Source organism: Sorangiineae bacterium MSr11367, from assembly GCA_037157805.1.
Lineage (GTDB): Bacteria > Myxococcota_A > Polyangia > Polyangiales > Polyangiaceae > Pendulispora > Pendulispora rubella.
Genome location: CP089983.1, coordinates 13,279,938 through 13,296,424 on the forward strand (window position 1 = coordinate 13,279,938; position 16,487 = coordinate 13,296,424).

19 protein-coding genes and 1 tRNA gene are annotated in these 16,487 nt (G+C 62.0%); 10 read left to right on the forward strand and 10 right to left on the reverse strand.

Features of this window, described 5'->3' with window-relative positions; all coding sequences use genetic code 11:
* Positions 1–3: 3 nt before the first annotated feature.
* Positions 4–576, forward strand: coding sequence for a sel1 repeat family protein (locus LVJ94_51700; protein WXB05351.1), 573 nt, complete (start codon positions 4–6; stop codon positions 574–576).
* 389 nt (positions 577–965) lie between these two features.
* Here the strand turns inward: LVJ94_51700 and LVJ94_51705 are convergent, their stop codons facing one another.
* Complete coding sequence (locus LVJ94_51705; protein WXB05352.1) at positions 966–1,187, reverse strand: hypothetical protein; 222 nt, start codon at positions 1,185–1,187, stop codon at positions 966–968.
* Positions 1,188–1,354: 167 nt separating this feature from the next.
* The gene (locus LVJ94_51710) at positions 1,355–2,290 is read right to left on the reverse strand and encodes a zinc-binding dehydrogenase (GenBank protein WXB05353.1); all 936 of its coding nucleotides are present in this window, start codon (positions 2,288–2,290) and stop codon (positions 1,355–1,357) included.
* Between the two features lie 136 nt (positions 2,291–2,426).
* Between LVJ94_51710 and LVJ94_51715 the strand changes: the two genes are divergently transcribed.
* Positions 2,427–3,041 (forward strand): TetR/AcrR family transcriptional regulator, encoded by a 615-nt coding sequence (locus LVJ94_51715; GenBank protein ID WXB05354.1) that lies wholly within the window; start codon positions 2,427–2,429, stop codon positions 3,039–3,041.
* 1,794 nt (positions 3,042–4,835) lie between these two features.
* On the opposite strand, the gene LVJ94_51720 is transcribed toward LVJ94_51715, so the two are convergent.
* Positions 4,836–5,525 carry a zinc ribbon domain-containing protein gene (locus LVJ94_51720; protein WXB05355.1) on the reverse strand — a complete coding sequence of 230 codons (690 nt, stop codon included), beginning with the start codon at positions 5,523–5,525 and terminating at the stop codon, positions 4,836–4,838.
* Positions 5,526–5,767: 242 nt separating this feature from the next.
* Here LVJ94_51720 and LVJ94_51725 point away from each other — a divergent pair, with 242 nt between their 5' ends.
* From LVJ94_51725 to LVJ94_51740, 4 genes are all read left to right on the forward strand, one after another.
* Entirely contained in the window at positions 5,768–6,610 is an 843-nt protein-coding gene (locus LVJ94_51725; protein WXB05356.1) for a nucleotide-binding protein, read from the forward strand.
* Between the two features lie 18 nt (positions 6,611–6,628).
* On the forward strand, positions 6,629–7,468 hold the full coding sequence (locus tag LVJ94_51730; GenBank protein WXB05357.1) for a hypothetical protein: 840 nt from the start codon (positions 6,629–6,631) through the stop codon (positions 7,466–7,468).
* A 428-nt stretch (positions 7,469–7,896) separates the two neighbouring features.
* Positions 7,897–8,079, forward strand: a complete 183-nt coding sequence (locus LVJ94_51735; protein WXB05358.1) for a hypothetical protein — start codon at positions 7,897–7,899, stop codon at positions 8,077–8,079.
* Between the two features lie 31 nt (positions 8,080–8,110).
* The gene (locus tag LVJ94_51740; protein WXB05359.1) at positions 8,111–9,598 is read left to right on the forward strand and encodes a recombinase family protein; all 1,488 of its coding nucleotides are present in this window, start codon (positions 8,111–8,113) and stop codon (positions 9,596–9,598) included.
* Between the two features lie 65 nt (positions 9,599–9,663).
* Here the strand turns inward: LVJ94_51740 and LVJ94_51745 are convergent.
* Positions 9,664–9,740 (reverse strand) — tRNA-Arg (locus tag LVJ94_51745).
* 352 nt (positions 9,741–10,092) lie between these two features.
* On the opposite strand from LVJ94_51745, the gene LVJ94_51750 reads away from it, so the two are divergent.
* Positions 10,093–10,524, forward strand: a complete 432-nt coding sequence (locus LVJ94_51750; protein ID WXB05360.1) for a type II secretion system GspH family protein — start codon at positions 10,093–10,095, stop codon at positions 10,522–10,524.
* Between the two features lie 57 nt (positions 10,525–10,581).
* Entirely contained in the window at positions 10,582–11,139 is a 558-nt protein-coding gene (locus LVJ94_51755; GenBank protein WXB05361.1) for a hypothetical protein, read from the forward strand.
* 3 nt (positions 11,140–11,142) lie between these two features.
* Here the strand turns inward: LVJ94_51755 and LVJ94_51760 are convergent, their stop codons facing one another.
* Positions 11,143–12,237: an alpha/beta fold hydrolase gene (locus LVJ94_51760; protein WXB05362.1), complete on the reverse strand. Its 1,095-nt coding sequence runs from the start codon at positions 12,235–12,237 to the stop codon at positions 11,143–11,145.
* A 254-nt stretch (positions 12,238–12,491) separates the two neighbouring features.
* On the opposite strand from LVJ94_51760, the gene LVJ94_51765 reads away from it, so the two are divergent.
* A complete protein-coding gene (locus LVJ94_51765; protein WXB05363.1) occupies positions 12,492–12,998 on the forward strand; it encodes a hypothetical protein in 507 nt (168 codons plus the stop codon).
* Here LVJ94_51765 and LVJ94_51770 read toward each other — a convergent pair.
* The 3 genes from LVJ94_51770 to LVJ94_51780 all read right to left on the reverse strand — a co-directional run bounded on the left by LVJ94_51770 (position 12,989) and on the right by LVJ94_51780 (position 14,215).
* The gene (locus LVJ94_51770; protein ID WXB05364.1) at positions 12,989–13,171 is read right to left on the reverse strand and encodes a hypothetical protein; all 183 of its coding nucleotides are present in this window, start codon (positions 13,169–13,171) and stop codon (positions 12,989–12,991) included. The genes LVJ94_51765 and LVJ94_51770 overlap by 10 nt on opposite strands.
* 87 nt (positions 13,172–13,258) lie before the next feature.
* Positions 13,259–13,753 (reverse strand): hypothetical protein, encoded by a 495-nt coding sequence (locus LVJ94_51775; GenBank protein WXB05365.1) that lies wholly within the window; start codon positions 13,751–13,753, stop codon positions 13,259–13,261.
* 45 nt (positions 13,754–13,798) lie between these two features.
* Positions 13,799–14,215: an organic hydroperoxide resistance protein gene (locus tag LVJ94_51780; GenBank protein WXB05366.1), complete on the reverse strand. Its 417-nt coding sequence runs from the start codon at positions 14,213–14,215 to the stop codon at positions 13,799–13,801.
* A gap of 139 nt (positions 14,216–14,354) precedes the next feature.
* On the opposite strand from LVJ94_51780, the gene LVJ94_51785 reads away from it, so the two are divergent.
* Positions 14,355–14,687: a hypothetical protein gene (locus LVJ94_51785; protein ID WXB05367.1), complete on the forward strand. Its 333-nt coding sequence runs from the start codon at positions 14,355–14,357 to the stop codon at positions 14,685–14,687.
* A 14-nt stretch (positions 14,688–14,701) separates the two neighbouring features.
* Here the strand turns inward: LVJ94_51785 and LVJ94_51790 are convergent, their stop codons facing one another.
* Both LVJ94_51790 and LVJ94_51795 read right to left on the reverse strand, forming a co-directional pair.
* Positions 14,702–15,223 carry a GNAT family N-acetyltransferase gene (locus LVJ94_51790; GenBank protein ID WXB05368.1) on the reverse strand — a complete coding sequence of 174 codons (522 nt, stop codon included), beginning with the start codon at positions 15,221–15,223 and terminating at the stop codon, positions 14,702–14,704.
* Positions 15,220–16,428, reverse strand: a complete 1,209-nt coding sequence (locus tag LVJ94_51795) for a hypothetical protein (GenBank protein WXB05369.1) — start codon at positions 16,426–16,428, stop codon at positions 15,220–15,222. The genes LVJ94_51790 and LVJ94_51795 overlap by 4 nt, the downstream gene beginning before the upstream one ends.
* Positions 16,429–16,487: the final 59 nt, after the last annotated feature.

The window sequence follows — 16,487 nt, forward strand, 5'->3', positions numbered from 1 at the left end:
GCGATGAAACTCTTGGCTCTCGCTTGTGAACGAGAATCGGCCGATGCCTGTCAGGAACTTGGTGCGCGCTACTGGGAGGGAAACGGCGTCGCCAAAGACTCCGCGAAGGCTGTCGGGTTCTTTCGGGCCGCCTGCGAATTCGGCATGGGCATTACATGCATCAAACTGGGAGAACGATATGCCGATGGCTCGGACGGTTTTGTACAAGACGACGTGACAGCCATGGATCTGTATACGCTCGCCTGCGAGAAAGGGGTCGCGGCGGCGTGCAAAATTCGCAGGAAGGTTTGGCCGGAGGATGTGCCGCGAGCCGAACAGCAAAGACGCGACATTGCCCGGGCCGCTCAGGCAGCCGCAAAGCAGAAGGATGCGTGCGAGCGACGCGATATGACCGCGTGCGGCACGTTAGGCGAGCAGATGATCCTCGGCGATCTCATTCCCATGGACAAATCGGGCGGCGAACGTCTTCTGCAACGCTCATGCGATGGCGGCAATACATTGGCGTGCGCCGCTCTCGGCCGATTCCTGAACACAGGGTACTTCCGAAGGATCCGGTACGCGCCCGCCAGTACTTGAAAAGAGCTTGCGATCTCAAAGATACGCTGGCTTGCGCCGAGCTCGATGGCGAGTTTTGATGCCGACTCAAAAGAGCACGCCGGTGCAAAAGGCCGCGCCCAAAATAACGAACCACGAGTGGGGGCGTCGTCACATCCTCGCTCGTCTCGATCGGCTGCAAACGTGCGGGCGCGTGCGCGGCGCGTACGGGCGACGCTCGCGAAAGGCTCGCTCGACCTGGTCGTGCCACTCTTACCAAAGTACCAAAGGCGATCGCGTGGGTCGATTCGCCGCACGAAGATTATCTCGTGGCGTTCATCAAGGCATCGCCGGATGGTACTGGATGGTTCTGGCAAGAGCTTGATGCTCTCGATGCCGGGGAACCACGACTGTCTCTGAATGTACGCGCGTCATACCGCAGGGAAGCGGCGCCCCATCGCGGCCTCTGCGCGTGCGATCTCGTCGTCGTCCATGCGGCCTCGATACTGGGTCTCCTCCATAATGGCCGACGCGAGGGCGCGATCGCGAGAAAGCGAGTCGATGTGCAGCGCGTCGAGCGCAATCGGACCTGGACCCGTCTTCACGTCAAACCGGAACACGTATCCAACGCCGAACTCTCGTGCGTATGCCATCACCGCGGCATTTAGAGAACGGAAACGTACGGCTCGACGGAAAGTGCTCGCGGCTCGAGACCACCTTCGGCCGCCACCCGCGCATCGGCTTTACGCCAGGTGGCATGGGCGTCGTCAGGCAGAGCGAGGTACCGCACAGTCTTTGTGTCGACTGAGCGCGACTCGGTTCAGGAAACATTCAGCACGATCTTCCCGTGCACGTTCTGCGCTACGAGCCGTTCGGCAGCCGTAGCTACCTCGGTCCATGGCAGCTCGGCGTCGATGGGCGTCTTCAGCTGTCCGTGCGCCACGAGCGCGGCGAGTCGAGCCAAGATGGGCGTGCAGTTGGCCGTCAGCGCGGTGCCGAGCCAAAGGACGTGAAGGCGGGGCGGTGCAGCGCGCCGGTAGAGATCGCGAACGTCGAAACTCGTGAGCGCCCCACTGGAGTTGCCGCAGGCGACGCAGATGCCGTCGATGCTGAGCGCCGTGAGCGCGAGGGCGAGCGTCTCCCCTCCCACCGAGTCGACGATCACGTCATACGAGCCCGCCGCCTTGGCATCGGCCATGGTCCGGAAGACGGTGGCAGGCGATACGCCGTCGGCACTCAACTGTTGGGACAGCTCGGCACGACGACTTACTGCGAAGACGTGAGCACCCGCCAGGCGTGCGAGCTGGCACGCGAAGCGACCAACACCTCCTGCAGCTCCAGTGATCAAAACCCTGCGCCCGAGCAGCGCGCCTGCGCGCTCGAGACAGAGGAGCGCCGTCGCGCCAGCCACGGGGATCGACGCGGCCTGCGCGTCCGTGATGCCGGGAGGTATCTCGGCGATGAGTCCCGCCCGCACCGCGACGCGCTCCGCCCACGATCCTTGCGGGACGACGCCGAACACGCGGGTACCCGCAACGGGTGAGCTGCCGTCAGTCGCCGCCTTCTCGACGACACCGGCAAAGTCCCACCCTGGCACGTAGCGGGTGGTCGCCTCGAGGGCCGTCCTGGTTTCGCCTGCGTTGAGCGAGATGGCGTTCACCTTCACCAACGCTTCGTTGGGCGCGGCGGTCGGCACGGGTGCCTCGCGAAGGGCGAGGCGAGGCGTCGAGGTGGGATCGGTCACGATGGCTCTCATGGCAGCTCCTTGGTCACAACAACATTTGTCTACTAAACGACATTGGTCGTTTAAGTTGCAGATGTCAACGATGGCTGGCAGGAGTCCCTCGAACGTGCGATTCTTCGCTTTGTCGCGGCCACGGCCGCCCACTCCGATGAAGCCGGCTCGTATCGACCCCCGCATCGTCCGAACGCGCACAGCGCTGCGTGAAGGACTCGAGACCTTGCTCCGAGATCGCAGCTTCGAGGAGCTGACGCTCAACGACATCGCAAAAGCGTCGGGACTCAATCGCGCCACCATCTACAAGCATCATCCCGACAAATTCGCGCTCCTCGATGCGCTCGTTTCCGACGAGCTGCAGACACGCCTCTTCGCCGCCACGTCGGGAGGCGAGTGGGCGGGGGCGACGAAGCTCGCCGCCGTGATCCGTGCGGCCTGTCAGTGCCTGCAGTGGGTCGGTTCGCTCGGCCGGCAAGAGGATCGCCTACTCCGGCCGATTGCCGAGGCTCGCGTGCGCACGCTGCTTCTCCGGGTGATCGAGTACGGTCTGTCCGAGAAGCTGGTCGTTGCAGTCGGCAAACCCGAGCTGGCCGCCGCGATGGCAAGCGCGGCGATCTATGGAGCCGCCGAGGCCTGGGCGTCGAGCGGCGCGACTTCTCCCCGTGCCCTCGATACCTATGTTGCCAAGGTGATCGCTGCGCTCGCGAGCACACTCGTCCCGAATCCGCACCCGCCGCCGCGCTCGAATCGTCCGCTGAAGTTCGAGTGAAGGCGCTACTCCGCGCGGAAGATCACATTGTCGAAGAACACATCGCAGGTCCGCCCGTAGACGTCGCACGTCGGGTCGAAGTCGTCCTGCAACAGCTCCACCGCGATGACGGCGCGTCTCACGGTGACGACGATACCGCCGCCGGTGGCCGCGTCGGTAGAGATGGTTCGCCGTCAACCGGCGCGCGGCCGACCAAACCGCAAGACGATCCCCGGCCATCCTCACGGGCACGCGCTGGTCGTCGTGCCGGGTGTGGTTGCCCGGCGAAGTGCACGGCGAGTTGGCTCGCTCGGTCTGGGCGGCTCACTGTGGAAGCCTGCGTTGTGTGGAGTTCGGAGAAGACGGGGACGGAGTGACCCTGGAGGCGCTTGCGCGCGTGACGCGACGCGCGCCCTGAAAGCTTGGGGAAGTCCGGAGGGACTGTTGCGTTTCTAGCCAGACCGGCCTGAATGCTGCGCCTCGTCGCAGGTAGCCTCGGAAGCGGTACCTCGAGCACCACCCATCGCTTACGGATCACCGAGCGGGCTGGCGATCCTTACGCAACGCACGCGTGATGACGTTCGGACCCCGATGCAGCGATGCGAGCGGCTCAACACGGCCCAACGGACGATCGTGCCACTGAATGGAGAGCATTCGACGAGTGCCTCGGGGCCGGCAACAGAGCTAGCTCTGCCATTGCCATGTAAGCCCGCGCCCGAAGCCGTGTGCAGGCGCGGGGAGCCTGCGCGACCGAAGCCGTGTGAAATTTCACCGAAGCCGTGTGACATGCGACCGAAGCCGGAGTCCAAACACCGAAGTCGTGTGAAATATGCTCCATCTTGCTCCATGTTCCAGACCCCCATGGAGCATGGCCGCGCCCGCTGATTTGCGTGCGTAACGCACACATTCGCATGCTCCATCGGGAGAGCCAGAAATCGCGAACGAGCCGAATTTTCCCGATGCAACGAGAAACTCTGTCGACCGAAGCCGGTATCGACAGAGTTCTCACTTCAGTAGCATTGGGCGCCTGCAGAGAGGGGAGAATTACTACGGCTTTTTCTCCATTCTCCATGTTGATGGGAACCAAAAATATGGAGAAAATTCTTAAGAAAAACATGGAGAACACCGAGAAAATCGCAGGTTCGTGATCGGCGTCGAGATGGAGAACGGGAAGGCGCCCATCTCTGAGGGGTCGCAGAGATGCTTTCACGTACCGCACGCTCGACGCCCATCAGCGCCAAGCTATTGGGCCGGATAAACGCTGCGCGCGTGAGTGTGGGTCGTGGGAGGGGTGTCAAGAGTTCGGACGTGCACGGCCGGAGCGGGTCCGTGCTCTTCGGCACTGGCAGCTTTTGGAGGGGACTCGATTTTTCAGGTCCCTGGCTCGCCGGCCTCGTGATTGACAAACTTCCATTTGGCTCCGCGGACCGCGGACGACCCGGTCACACTGCGGCTGCGAGCGAAGAACCCGAAGTGGTTCTCGAGCTGCGTCATCCCAAGGCGATCCTGCTCCTCAAGCAAGAAATGGGCGAGGCATCCGCACGAACCGCGACATCGCTGCCATCGTCCTGCTCAACCCTCGCGTGCGACGCGCGAGGTAAACCCTTTTTCCGCCTCGGCGGGACGATCGGTGCGGATCTGAGCTCGCGCAATTTTGCTGGTTCAGATCTTTGTCACGTGCATGCTGACCGCCAGTTTCGCGCCAAGAAGCCTTCGAGTAGCCCGGCAACCGGGCCTTCGAGAAGACCCTGCGTTGTCGTCGGCGTGCCCGATGAGCTCGTGCACGCGTGCGAGCGATGCAACCAGGCGAGGTCACTATGCGGATGTCAGGTCGGCGCCGCATTTCTTGCAGAAGGAAGCGTCGGAGTCGTTGATCGTTTCGCAACCATGGCAGGAGCGTCTGCCATCCAGCCGATAACGACATCGCTTGCAGAAGACGGCATCGGGGTCATTCGGCATTGAGCAGCCGGGACACGCGGGAACCGGCGGGCGAAATATGGCTTCAGCTGACGGAGCCTCAGATGTGGTGGCATCTGGCGTGGGCGGTGCTTCCGTGAGCGGAGTAGCCTTCGCTTTCGACTTTGGCTTCGGTTTCCGCTGATACAACTTCAGGGCGACATCAATGTCCAGGGCCCCGCTGTCCCAAGCCTTCTTGAAGAGCTTTTCGTACTCGTAGTCGACGTCGTCCCACCACTTGTCGAGCCCTTCTTTCATCCCCATCTGCTTGTCCAACCGGCGGGCGTCGTCGGACATGGTCTTCAGAAAATGCCCTAGCTCGAAGAGACCGAGCTTCTGCTCGATCTTATCTCGCAGGAGCTGTCGGTAGGCGGATTTCGCGATCATATTCGCGAGAAGTGGGGCAACCCCGACGGCACGCTCGAGGACCCAGCGGGTTCCCCAGTCGAGGCACTGCGGAACGCCGACGTGCTCAGGGTCCCCGGCTTCCCAACGTTTCATCTCGGCCAGAAGAAGATGGGCGAGCCGGTCCCGCTCGTTCACCTGCATCTGCTCGACAACCTTAGCTCGCCCCCGGCTCGCTGAGACCAAAAACCATACGACACCGCCCGCGAGTATGACAAGCAGTAGCTCCATACAAATCAGGCTCGCGCGCCTAGCGAGCCGCCGCAAGCAGTGGCGTCGACGCAGCAAGCCGCAGCGCCGGCAACGGCTCCGGTAGCGTGGGGCCTTATGAACGTTGGTCGTTGCGGCTTCCCTTTGTTCGGCAGCGCGAGGAGAATTAGAAGTTCATGGCAGGCCGAAAGTCGACTCCCCGGGCTCCAGAAGTGGGCGCGCCAACGATCAGTGCAACGCAGGCTATTGAGAGGCTTCACAAGCTTTCGGAGGAAGGCAACACCCTTGCATCAATGTCCGAGGTAAGTGAGACGTCTCTGGACGGGTGGGTGACCAAGGCGAGAATGATGGTCCAAGCTGCGTTCGGAGCGAACTCCGACGAAGTTAGTTATTTCGCGAATGCGGGGGAATATCTGGACCTTTTTCGAAAAGCATCCGCTCGAGAGCTTGCAGCGGCGCGTCTCGAGGAACTGCTTGCGAAGATTTCTACACTGAACGCGTATATCTCGCATTTGGAATCCATCGCGGACGCGCAACCATCGGCTGCGGTGAAGCCCGCGCTCAGCACGAAGGATCCGGATCACGTCTTTCTGGTCCATGGGCATGATACCTCCGCGCTTCACGAGACAGCGCGATTCTTACAGCTTGTGGGGCTTACTCCGATCGTCCTCAGCGAGCAGGCGAGTCGCGGGCAGACCGTCATCGAGAAGTTCGAGGAACACGCTGGACGAGCCCCATATGCGGTCGTCCTAATGACTCCCGATGATCGCGGTGGGCCCGTGTCCGCAACCTTCGAGCAACAGAACCTGCGCGCAAGGCAGAATGTCATCTTCGAGCTTGGATACTTCGTCGGGGCGCTGGGGCGAAAGCACGTTTGTGCCTTGTACAAGGTCGGCACCGAGATACCATCTGACTTCTCGGGCGTTGTGTATGTTGCCATCGAAGGCGATTGGAGGCTGCAGCTCGCGAGGGAGCTGAAGTCGGTCTTCGCCTCTGTCGACCTCAACAACGCCCTTTAGACGGACGTCCGAGGAGCCATGGAGACCACGTCTACCGAAAAGATACCTGAATCGCATGGGCCGCCGAAGTCCTGCACTCTGGTACGCTGGGCAAAAGCGATTTTCGGCCCCCAAAGGCTGTCTATCTTCGGGTGCATAGGGGCGATCGTTTATTTCGGTGCCATAGCGAAGGACGCAGTCATTCTCGCCGAGGTCCTCACCTTCGGCATGGCCATGCTAGTGCTCGTACGATTCCCGGGAATCTCAAAGCTTAAGGCGTTCGGCCTGGAATTCGAGCAAGTGGTGAAAGCGAAGGAGGAGGCTGAAACTGCTGTTGCACATGCGTTGGCAAGCGCAGACCAGCTTCGTACCGTCGCTTCAACGTTGGGCCGACTGGCACTGGATTCGGTAGCAATGGCCGGTCGGCTTGCGAGTCTGTCAATCTCCGATCAAATGAGCATTCGCAACGATGTTGCGAGCACGCTTGCCAGCGCGGGGTGTGGCCAGGAAGAGATTGACAAGGCCGCAATTCTACTTGATAGAACCTGCCGCTTCGACTTGGTGAATCGGATTATCCAGCTTGCCGGTGAGTTTGCTGGCTGGTCTCAGGAATTCCAAAAGCAAACAAACGCACTTAAGGGGTTGGACGAGAAGGGCTCCTTCATTCGTGGTCAAGAGCGATTCTCGGTTGCCGATGCGGGCAAGGTGCGTGAGGTGCTCGCTCAATATAAAATCACGGATCCGCGTGTTCTTCGGCGATGGCGAGAGTACGAGCGCTACGAGAACGAGCAAATTCCTCCCGATATTGAAGGTGATGAAGACGAGCAGTCAGCGGTTATACGTGAGATCAGAGGGAGTAACGGTTTGCCGGTAGGGTAATCCTCTTTGAGTTCCTACCGGGACGTTGAGTCGCGCGTCAATCCCATAACTCCGTGCATCATCCGCTCGATCTGCGTCTTCCCGAATGGGCGCCCGGAACGAGACCGGAGCCCCACGCGAGTGCCAGTATTGCGGCACCTCCGCGTCGGCAACGATTTAATCACGACGTCCGAGGTGGTAGACGAAGATCTCGCGGCAGCCGCCGTCGATGGCACTCAGCCGCGCGAGCGGCTGAGCTCAATGTTGCTAGACGCCACTGTAAGGATAGAGCTTCAGAGAATCAGCTCGCTGTATGTGGGGCCTCGTCCGTCCACGCTCTCTCTTGTCCCCATTGTTGAACTTCGGGACGCTTTGCCTGTCCACGTAGCCCGAACCCTTCGGGCGAACGGCAAAAGCGAGGAAAGACCATGGTCCCGAAGAAGAAACGCGTGAACACAAACGTCCGTCGGAAACGCGGCCCGTACATTGTCGCGGGAGTCCTTCGGGTTCCGACGGCCATTCCCGCATGGGAGCTTGAGCTCGTTCAAGAAGCGCTCTCGCATCTCGCGGCATCCGTCGATGGGGACGCGAGCCTCCTTGCCACCAGCGAGGATGACCATGCGCCCAACTAGCATTCGGGCTGAGTGGGTCAGCTACTTGCGAGTGAGCACCACTGAGCAGGCAGAGCGAGAGCTCTCGATCTTTGCCCAGCAAAGGGCGGCCGATGAATATGCTGCTAAACACGGGCAGACTATCGCGAAGCATTACATCGAGGCCGGCGCCTCCGGGATGAACGCAAACCGGAAGGTATTTCGTGAGATGCTTGCCGATGTCTTCATGCCGGGTAGCGATATCGGAACGATCGTCGTCTACCACACGTCGCGGTTCACGCGGAACGCGACGGAGGCGCGTGTAGTTAAGGAAAAACTTCGAAAACTTGGCGTTCGCGTTATCTCGATCTGTCAGGAAACACCGAATGACCCTATGGGGGAACTCATTCAGGGCATCTACGAATGCATCGACCAATACGAGTCTGAAGTAAATGGGTTGCGCGTTTCGGCCGCTATGCGTGAGGCCATTCGGCAGGGATACTATCCCGCACCGCGGCCACCCTACGGGTTTCGGTGCATGAAGGTGGAAGTCAGACCAGGCGTTGCGAGGTCGGTGTTGATTCACGATGAGCACGAAGCGGAGCTCGTTCGGCTTATTTTTCAACTCTACATTGCCAGCAGCGGCGCGAAAGCCGTTGCTCGCACGCTGAATCAACGTCGACTCTTCTATCGGCAGGGAGCACCTTGGAGCCGGGACCGCGTGCTCGATGTGCTCCAGGAATCTGCAGTGCGTGGCACCTATGTTTGGGGCAAAGTAAGCGCGCGTAGGTGCAAGCGGAACGATCCGGCGGAATGGCTCGAGCTCCCCGTCAAGGCGATTGTCGAACCTGCTCTTTGTGACCTTGTCGACCAACTCCGAAAAGACCGTGACCTCGAACGGGCTCCGGGACATCAGGTAGAAACAGTGAATCTTCTCGCAAAGCTCGTTCGATGTCCGAAGTGTGACGCGAACTATCAATTGGAAACGTCCACAAAGCGAAGCCGACGACGAGGCCTGTACACGTACCGCTATTACAATTGTCGTACAGCTTGTCGCGTCGGCAAGGAGGGCTGCATTGGCGCTCGCATTCCGTGCGCCCGCCTCGACGAGGCGGTACTCGACTTCATCGCGGATTCCATTTGCACTCGCCCGCGATGCGAGAACCTGCTCGTTCACTTAACGAGCAACAGCGCACGTGAGGAGCGGCGAGCGAGAAAGGTTGCCCAACTGCAAGGTGATCTCGAAGACGTTCGCGACCACATGACTCGCTGGACCACGGTGGTTGAACGCGACGATCGCCATCGTGCGCTGGGCGAGAAGTCGATCCGCGAGCTACAGACTCAAGTGCGACACCTCTTGCGTCTTCTCGAACCCACCGCGCCACCCGCAGACTCCGCTTCCAGCCAGCATCTCGACCCGCAGACGCTCCAAGAAGCCTGGCGCGCTCTCGTGACCGGCGGCGGTACAGTCAGCCGCAACTACGTGCAGCACCTGATCGCCCGGATCGAGGTGAGGGAGAACGAAATTCGAATCGTTCCCCGCGAACCCTTCCCCCAGTGAGGCGGAAACCCTAGAAAAGACGGGCGCTTACAAGCGCCCGAACTTTCTCCCACCACCGTCGACCATGGCGCGCGCAGAAGGATTCGAACCTACGACATCCGGCTTCGAAGGCCGGCGCTCTATCCAGCTGAGCTATGCGCGCTCACTTGTCGTCTACCTTTAGCGCAAGCTGTGCCCGATGCGAAGGGGCAAAGGTGGGGGCGCCGGAAACGTCGGGCTGGGAGCTAGTTTGTCGCGGCGAGGCAGGCGCTGGCCGAAGGGCGCCGGTCGCCCGGGACGAGGGAGGCGAGCGACCGACTTCGGCCATCGGAGCGGCCTCCCGATGGACGATCCGCCGTGGGGTCAACTGGCGGGTGCCAGATTGGCGAGGGATCGACGGGGAGACTGCCATTCGTTCCCGGGGCGGACATCGGTCACGCGAAGGAAGGCTGAAAACGGAGTTATCTCGGGTTGGCGCATGGCTTGCTCTGCACGGCATTCGAGAGGGGAGCACCATGCATCGAATCATCTCGTCTCGTTGCCGTGTTCATTCGATTCGCCGTGGAGCGCGAGGTGTCACGCTCATCGAGATTCTCGTTGTTCTTGCCATTCTTTCGCTCATATCGGGGATCGTCGGCTTTCACGTGTTGAACGAATACATACGAGCCCAGATTGTCGCGACCGAGCAAAATGCAAAAGCTCTGCGGAACCTTGTCGTCGCATATCGACTTACGGGTCCCGATGCGTGTCCCTCGGTCGAAACGTTGCGGCAGTTCTCGATTATCGATGCCGCGTCGAAGACCACGGATGCGTGGGACCAGTCCTTCCTCATCGTCTGTGAGGAAGCCGGTGAAATTCGCGTCTCCAGCGCGGGGCCCGATCGCAAGCACGGAACGCCCGACGACATTCAGGCACCGCCGGACCTGCGGCTCGCAGCCGATCGCTGAGCTGTAAGGTTCGCCAGCCCGGGGCGTTGCCTCGAAATGCATGCTCGGTCTTTGCTTATGGCTCTCCTTCTTTCGATGGTCCCTCTCCGGGCGATGGCGGCCGAGGCTCCAAGGGAGCCTCCACGCCAAGAAGGAGCGCGCGAGGACGAACAGAAGCGCCACGTTCTCGGTCTCCGCGTCGATACCGGTGCGCGAGGCACGGACTATGGACTCGGCTATCTTCACGTGCACGAGTCCACCCAATCCAAGGGAGGCCTTGGCATGACCATGTGGCTTGGCTACGGCGCCGACGTTCGCCTGCTCACCATGAGCCACGACCGTGTCGACGGCATACTCACGTACGCCACCGGCCGTCTTTCGACGATGGGTGACGCGGGTGGCATCGCGTTCGAAGCGGCGCTCGGCGCCGGCACCGCGCATGGAGAAACGAGGCCCTCTGCGGCGCTTGGCGTCTTTTGGAGCGCCCTTTTCGTGGACCTCGGCTATTCGTACCAATTCCCCATCGATGGCGGGGGCCGACCCGGGTGGCTCTCGTCCCATCAATTCAGTGTTCGCGTGCATGTCCCCGTGCGCTCGTACGACGCGCGAACGACATTCCCCACCGAGCGGCAATGACGCTCACTCCTCCATGAAGGCGCGGACGTACCGCGCAAGCGCAGGCTGTTCGCACCCGGGGGCGAGGTGGCCGCACGGTCCGTCGAGCACCTCCAGACGCGCGTGGGCGGCTTTGGCTAGGACCTTGGACGGTCCCGGATTCACCATTTGATCATGCTCGGCGACGACGAAGAGCACCTTCGCTCGAAGCCGGCGCGCAGCCTCTTCCAGATTGCCGCCCCAGGGCGCGGCAACATCGTGGGCGATCATCGCTTCGAGTTGGCGGTGCCAATCGTTCCAATCGAAGCTGGTGTCCGATTCAATCTTCTCGAGCCATGCGGGAAATTCATTGCGCGGGATATTGGCCGCTCGATGCCCTGCGGTCATGAGCATCATATTGTGAATATCCTGGACCGCGCGAATCTTGGGATGCCCCTGGTATTCGCCATGCGCATAGGCCGTATCGGCTTCGAGGGCATGCATTTCCGCATTCCAGAGGAGCAAGTCTTGCGCAGTGAGCTGCGGCGTCCCCACGATGGACACGACGTGCGCCGCCATGCCGGGGCGGCTCACCGCCCATTCGAGTGCCTGCATACCGCCCATCGACATCCCCATCACGGTGTGCAATCGCTCGATGTGCAACACTTCGCGAAGCAACCTCTCCTGCGACGCGACCATGTCGCGAATGGTGAACTTCGGAAAACGGAGGTGCGCCTGGGTAGGGCTATTCGACGGCGACGACGAAACGCCGTTCCCGATGGCATCGACGAGGATCAGGTAAAACCGTTTCGTGTCGACGAGCTTGTCCGGCACCACGTCGACGAGCTTTCCCGACGTACCCGTGAACCACGTCGGAAAGAGCACCGCATTCGACTTCCCCGCATCGAGCTTGCCGAACGTGCGATACCCGATGCGACAAGGCGCAAGGGTCTCACCGCTGTCGAGGGTGCACTTTCCAAGCTCGGCGATTCTCTGCTCGCCATCCACCGCCACGGCCTTGGGCGCCACGGCCACCGGTGGGCGAGCCGCCGCCGGTGACGGCGAAACGCAGGCGCCGAGCGCCATGCTGCAAAGAAAGCCGACCAGCGTGACACGCGCCCGCGCTTGAATGTCCAGCATCGACATTCACTTAGCGTGCGTCGGCAAGCGAGAAAAGGCCCCCGAGGAGAAAGACTCCCTTTCCGAATCGTCGGTTAGTCTTGGCGGAGTCGCGACGTCGCGACTTCACGGGTCGACGTGGTTCGCTTCGCCGGCAGAGCGAAAGGGAACTCACGGAAAAGAAGCCGCTTGCCCGGATCGCATGGCGAGGGATAGCCTTCTTCGCAAAATCCCATTGAACGTCCTCGACCGGCGTGCGATGAGCGGCAAGGTCGATGAACAATCCTTATCAGCCGCCTCGTGCACCTGTTGGCGAGGGAGAAACGGAATACCTCGTTCCCATCGATGACGCGGCCGCGCGCGTGTCGTTCATGTTGGCGCCCGGTTGGTGGAGCAGTCCGCGACTGTTCCTCGATGGACAACCCGCGCGTCCATCCAATGGGGGTGGCTTCGAATTGCCCATGCGCGATGGCAGCAAGGCCAAACTCCGGCTCGTATTCAGTTTGACCCGTCGCATCCCGCGCGTCAGCGTGAACGGTCGCAAGTACGGAAAGGGTGGGGCATGGGACGGCTGGGGCTACGCGATCCTCATCCTAGTCCCGTTCGTCTTCTTCCTGCGGCAGGGAATGTTCGGCGTTCCATTCGGCGCCTTCACCCTCGTGATCAATCGTCAGATTGCACTCAACCCGGGGCCGTGGTGGCTCAAGGCTCTCGTCATGCTCGCGGTGATCTTTCTATCGACCGTGACCTATTTCTTCGCCAGAGGCCTCGTTCACCCGTAACGCCACTCGAGCCCTTGGGTCGACGCCGCCGCCGCCAGGAACAGAGGCACGGGCATCGCTTCACCGCGATCGCGGCTTTTCCGCGCGCGCGGTTCGAGGCCGAACCGCGCGGGCTCCGTTTCGGGGGCGAGCGGCGGTTGGGCGGTCGGGGCGCTGGACGGTTTCCGATTCATGACACATGTCAACATGGGGCCCAATTGTTTAGGCTTCGTTAATCTCGGATACAGAAGGTTGAAGTCGCGGCCGGCTGCCGGCTGTCCTTAGTCGGGCTGCAGCCGGTGCTTGTTGTCGCTCACGAAGGCGGCGAGGCGATCGGCGACTTCGTTCTCGATGAGTGCCGCTTCGAGCTCCGCGAATTGCTCCTGACCGAGAAGGATGCACCAATCGTCGGTGGAGCGGGCCTTGGCTGCATCTTCGGCGGGCACCGCGGCGCAAAGCTCGTGGGCGCGGCGCAGCGCGTTTGCCGAGCTGCGCGCCCCGATGGCTTCGAGGGCGGCAACCAGCTCCCAACAGCGCTCGCGCCCACGAAGGGCTTCTTCCAAGAGCGTCCCGCGGCTCTCGTGGCGCGCACATTCGAATGCGAGCCTCAACGTGTGCTCGAACGGCGTGAGCAACTCGTAGCCGTGGGCCCAATGCTTCGCGCGGATGTAATCCGAGACGGCGGTGCGAAGGGCCGCGGGGTCGGCGATCTCTGCGAGCTCGGCAGGGCTCCGCATCTCGGCGAGTTCAGGGGACACGTGATCCGTGGAAAGCATGCCCCGCCCGTTTCGCGCATCTCGCGAACGGCGTCAATAGGTCCGCTAGACGACTTTGATCTCCACATCGATGTTGCCCCGGGTGGCCTTCGAGTAGGGGCAAGTCTGGTGTGCCGCTTCCGCCAGCGCCTCGGCCACTTGGCGCTCCAAGCCCGGCAGGTGAACGTTGAGGCGGGCCTGCAGAAAATACGCGCCGCCACCCGTGCCGAGATCCACCTCGGCGTCTACCGCTACGCCGGCGGGAAGCTCCACCTTCAACTTCTTCGCCGCCAACCCCATGGCTCCGATGAAACAAGCCGACCATCCCGCCGCGAACAACTGTTCGGGGTTCGTGCCGGGGCCGGCAGAACCCGGCGACGAGAGCTGAACGTCGAGCCGGCCATCTTCGCTGCGGGTCTTGCCGTCGCGGCCGCCGGTCGTGTTGGTTTTGCCGGTGTACAGTACTTTTTCGATCTGGGACATGGCGAGGTTTCCTTTGGAAAGAGGATTCCTCTCGCATACGACTCGATTGAGCACGAGGTTTCGCCGACCGAGAAAGTTTTTGGTGCGCACATCATCCAAGACACCGTCAGCCATGAATTGCCCCCGTTGCGCACGACCCATGAGACCGCTTTTCATCTCCCTCGTCTGCGATTTTTGCGACGGGTTGGAGGGTGACGACTCGGACTGGGACGTCGGCTACGTTGTATGGCGAAGCCGCCCCATGCCGGTCAACGAGTACGTCTTCGCGACACGCGAGGATGGCGAACGCTGGAAACGAGCACTGAACATGAAGGATGAACCCATCCTTCTGGTGCGCTCGCCGATCAAATTCCGCTGGCGCAAGAGCACCGGCAGCATCAAGGACGTGACGACCGCCGACGGCCTGGTCACGATCTTCGCCGACCGCCGCTTTCCGCCTGGCGCGAACCGAGCGTACCTCGCGCGGGGCTGACGCATCGACGGCGTTCAGCTCACGTCGCCGCGGAGCCGCGCATACATCAAGACGTCACCGATGCGTTGATCCTTTACGATCCGCCGGCGGAGGCGCCCCTCGAAGCTGTAGCCCGCTTTGACCAAGACGCGCGTGGACGCCGCGTTCCACTCGTAGACACCTGCCTCGATGCGCTCGAGCCCGAGGTGCTCGAACGCGTACGCCGTGGCGGCGACCACCGCAATCGTCGCGATGCCTCGTCCCCAATAGGGCTTGCCCAGCCAATAGCCGATTTCGGCGGTGTGGCGTTCGACGTCGCCCATCGGCTGGAACGATAGGCCACCGGCGGCCTCGCCATCCACCTCGATGGCGAAACACGATGCCTCGTTTTTCGAAGCATGGGCAATCCACATTTCGGCATCGGCGCGCGTATAGGGATGTGGAAATCGGTCGCGCAGGTTGAGCCAAATATCGCGATCGTTGGCGTGACGCGCCACCGCATCCACGTCGGCGGCCGACCACGGGCGAAGCGTTGATTGGGGGAGTCGGAGGATCATCTCTTTTCCTTCGAGGAGAACAATTTGACGAGCAGCTCGGAGCCAATGCCCGAAATCGTGAAACGCTGGCGCCAATCGGAGAGCAATTCCTGCATCCACGAAACGGCTCCGCCATCGCCCATGGGAAGGTCCATTCCGTTTTCATGGCGAAAGTAAATTTGAAGAAATGGACCGCGGTAATAGTTCAGCCCCTGCAGCCGCGTGAGATCGTAACCGATGCCCAACTGCGGAAAACGCGCTTGAAGCGGTTTGGCGACGTCGTCCCGCAGGGCGCGCGCCCGTTCTCGGTCCGGCTCGGGCAGGTCACGAACGACGGGGTCGTCGCACCAATCGCCGTCCACCCGCGCCTCGCTCACGCCTGCTTCGCGCAGCGCTTCGCGAGCGCTCTCGGGGCGATGGACCTTCACCCCGCGCACGAGGCGCTCGACGTCGACCCCCGGTGAGCGTGCCCGCAAATACGCTGCCACGAGACGCGTATCCGAAAGAACCACGCGCGCCCCCGCCACGTCGAATCCCGCGCCAGGTAGCCGGTGTGCGAGCTCGGCCCAGACCGTGAGGTGCTCGAGAAGGCTTCGACGCTCCGTCGCATCGTCGCCCGCCGCCTGCGACGAACGCGCGGACGTTGCCAGTGCGAAGAGGCGAAAATGCGGCGAGTACCCGGGCCGATCGAAGGGCTGCAACCGCAGCACCCGCTGGCTGGCGCACCAGCGCAACGCCTCGCTTCCCCGCGATGGTTCGCGACGCCGCACACACGCCGCATGCAAGGCGAGCCCCATCGAAGGATCCGACGCGACCTCCGCGAAACGCGCAGTCCCGAGCACGTTGTTCGGATCGATGCCGACGCAAGCGGCATTTCCCAACGGCTCCACAGGTGCGAGCTCCACGGCCTCGTAGTCGCGTGCGCACTCGAGGAGGACCCCGTCGAGGGCATGCATCCGCCGCGCATCGACCGCCGAGGCCTGAACCATGGGCGAGCGCAGAGCCTGTTCGCGAACGTCACCGAACGTGCGTTGCCGCGCACGCTGCCGCAGCCCGTGCAGAAGCAGCGTGGTGAATTCGTTCCCGCGCAGTGTGCGGGCCAAGAGCTCGTCGATGCGCGGCGGTCCCGGCAAGCCCGAAACCCGCTCGGCGATGCGCGCGGCCAGCCGCGAGGTCGTATCCAGTGCGGTTTCAGGGACTCGAGGGGGATGGTCGACGGCGGACATCGCGGGACTCCTTCACCGTGAAGTATGGCGATAGCCTGGCACCTCGACTAGGTTCAGAT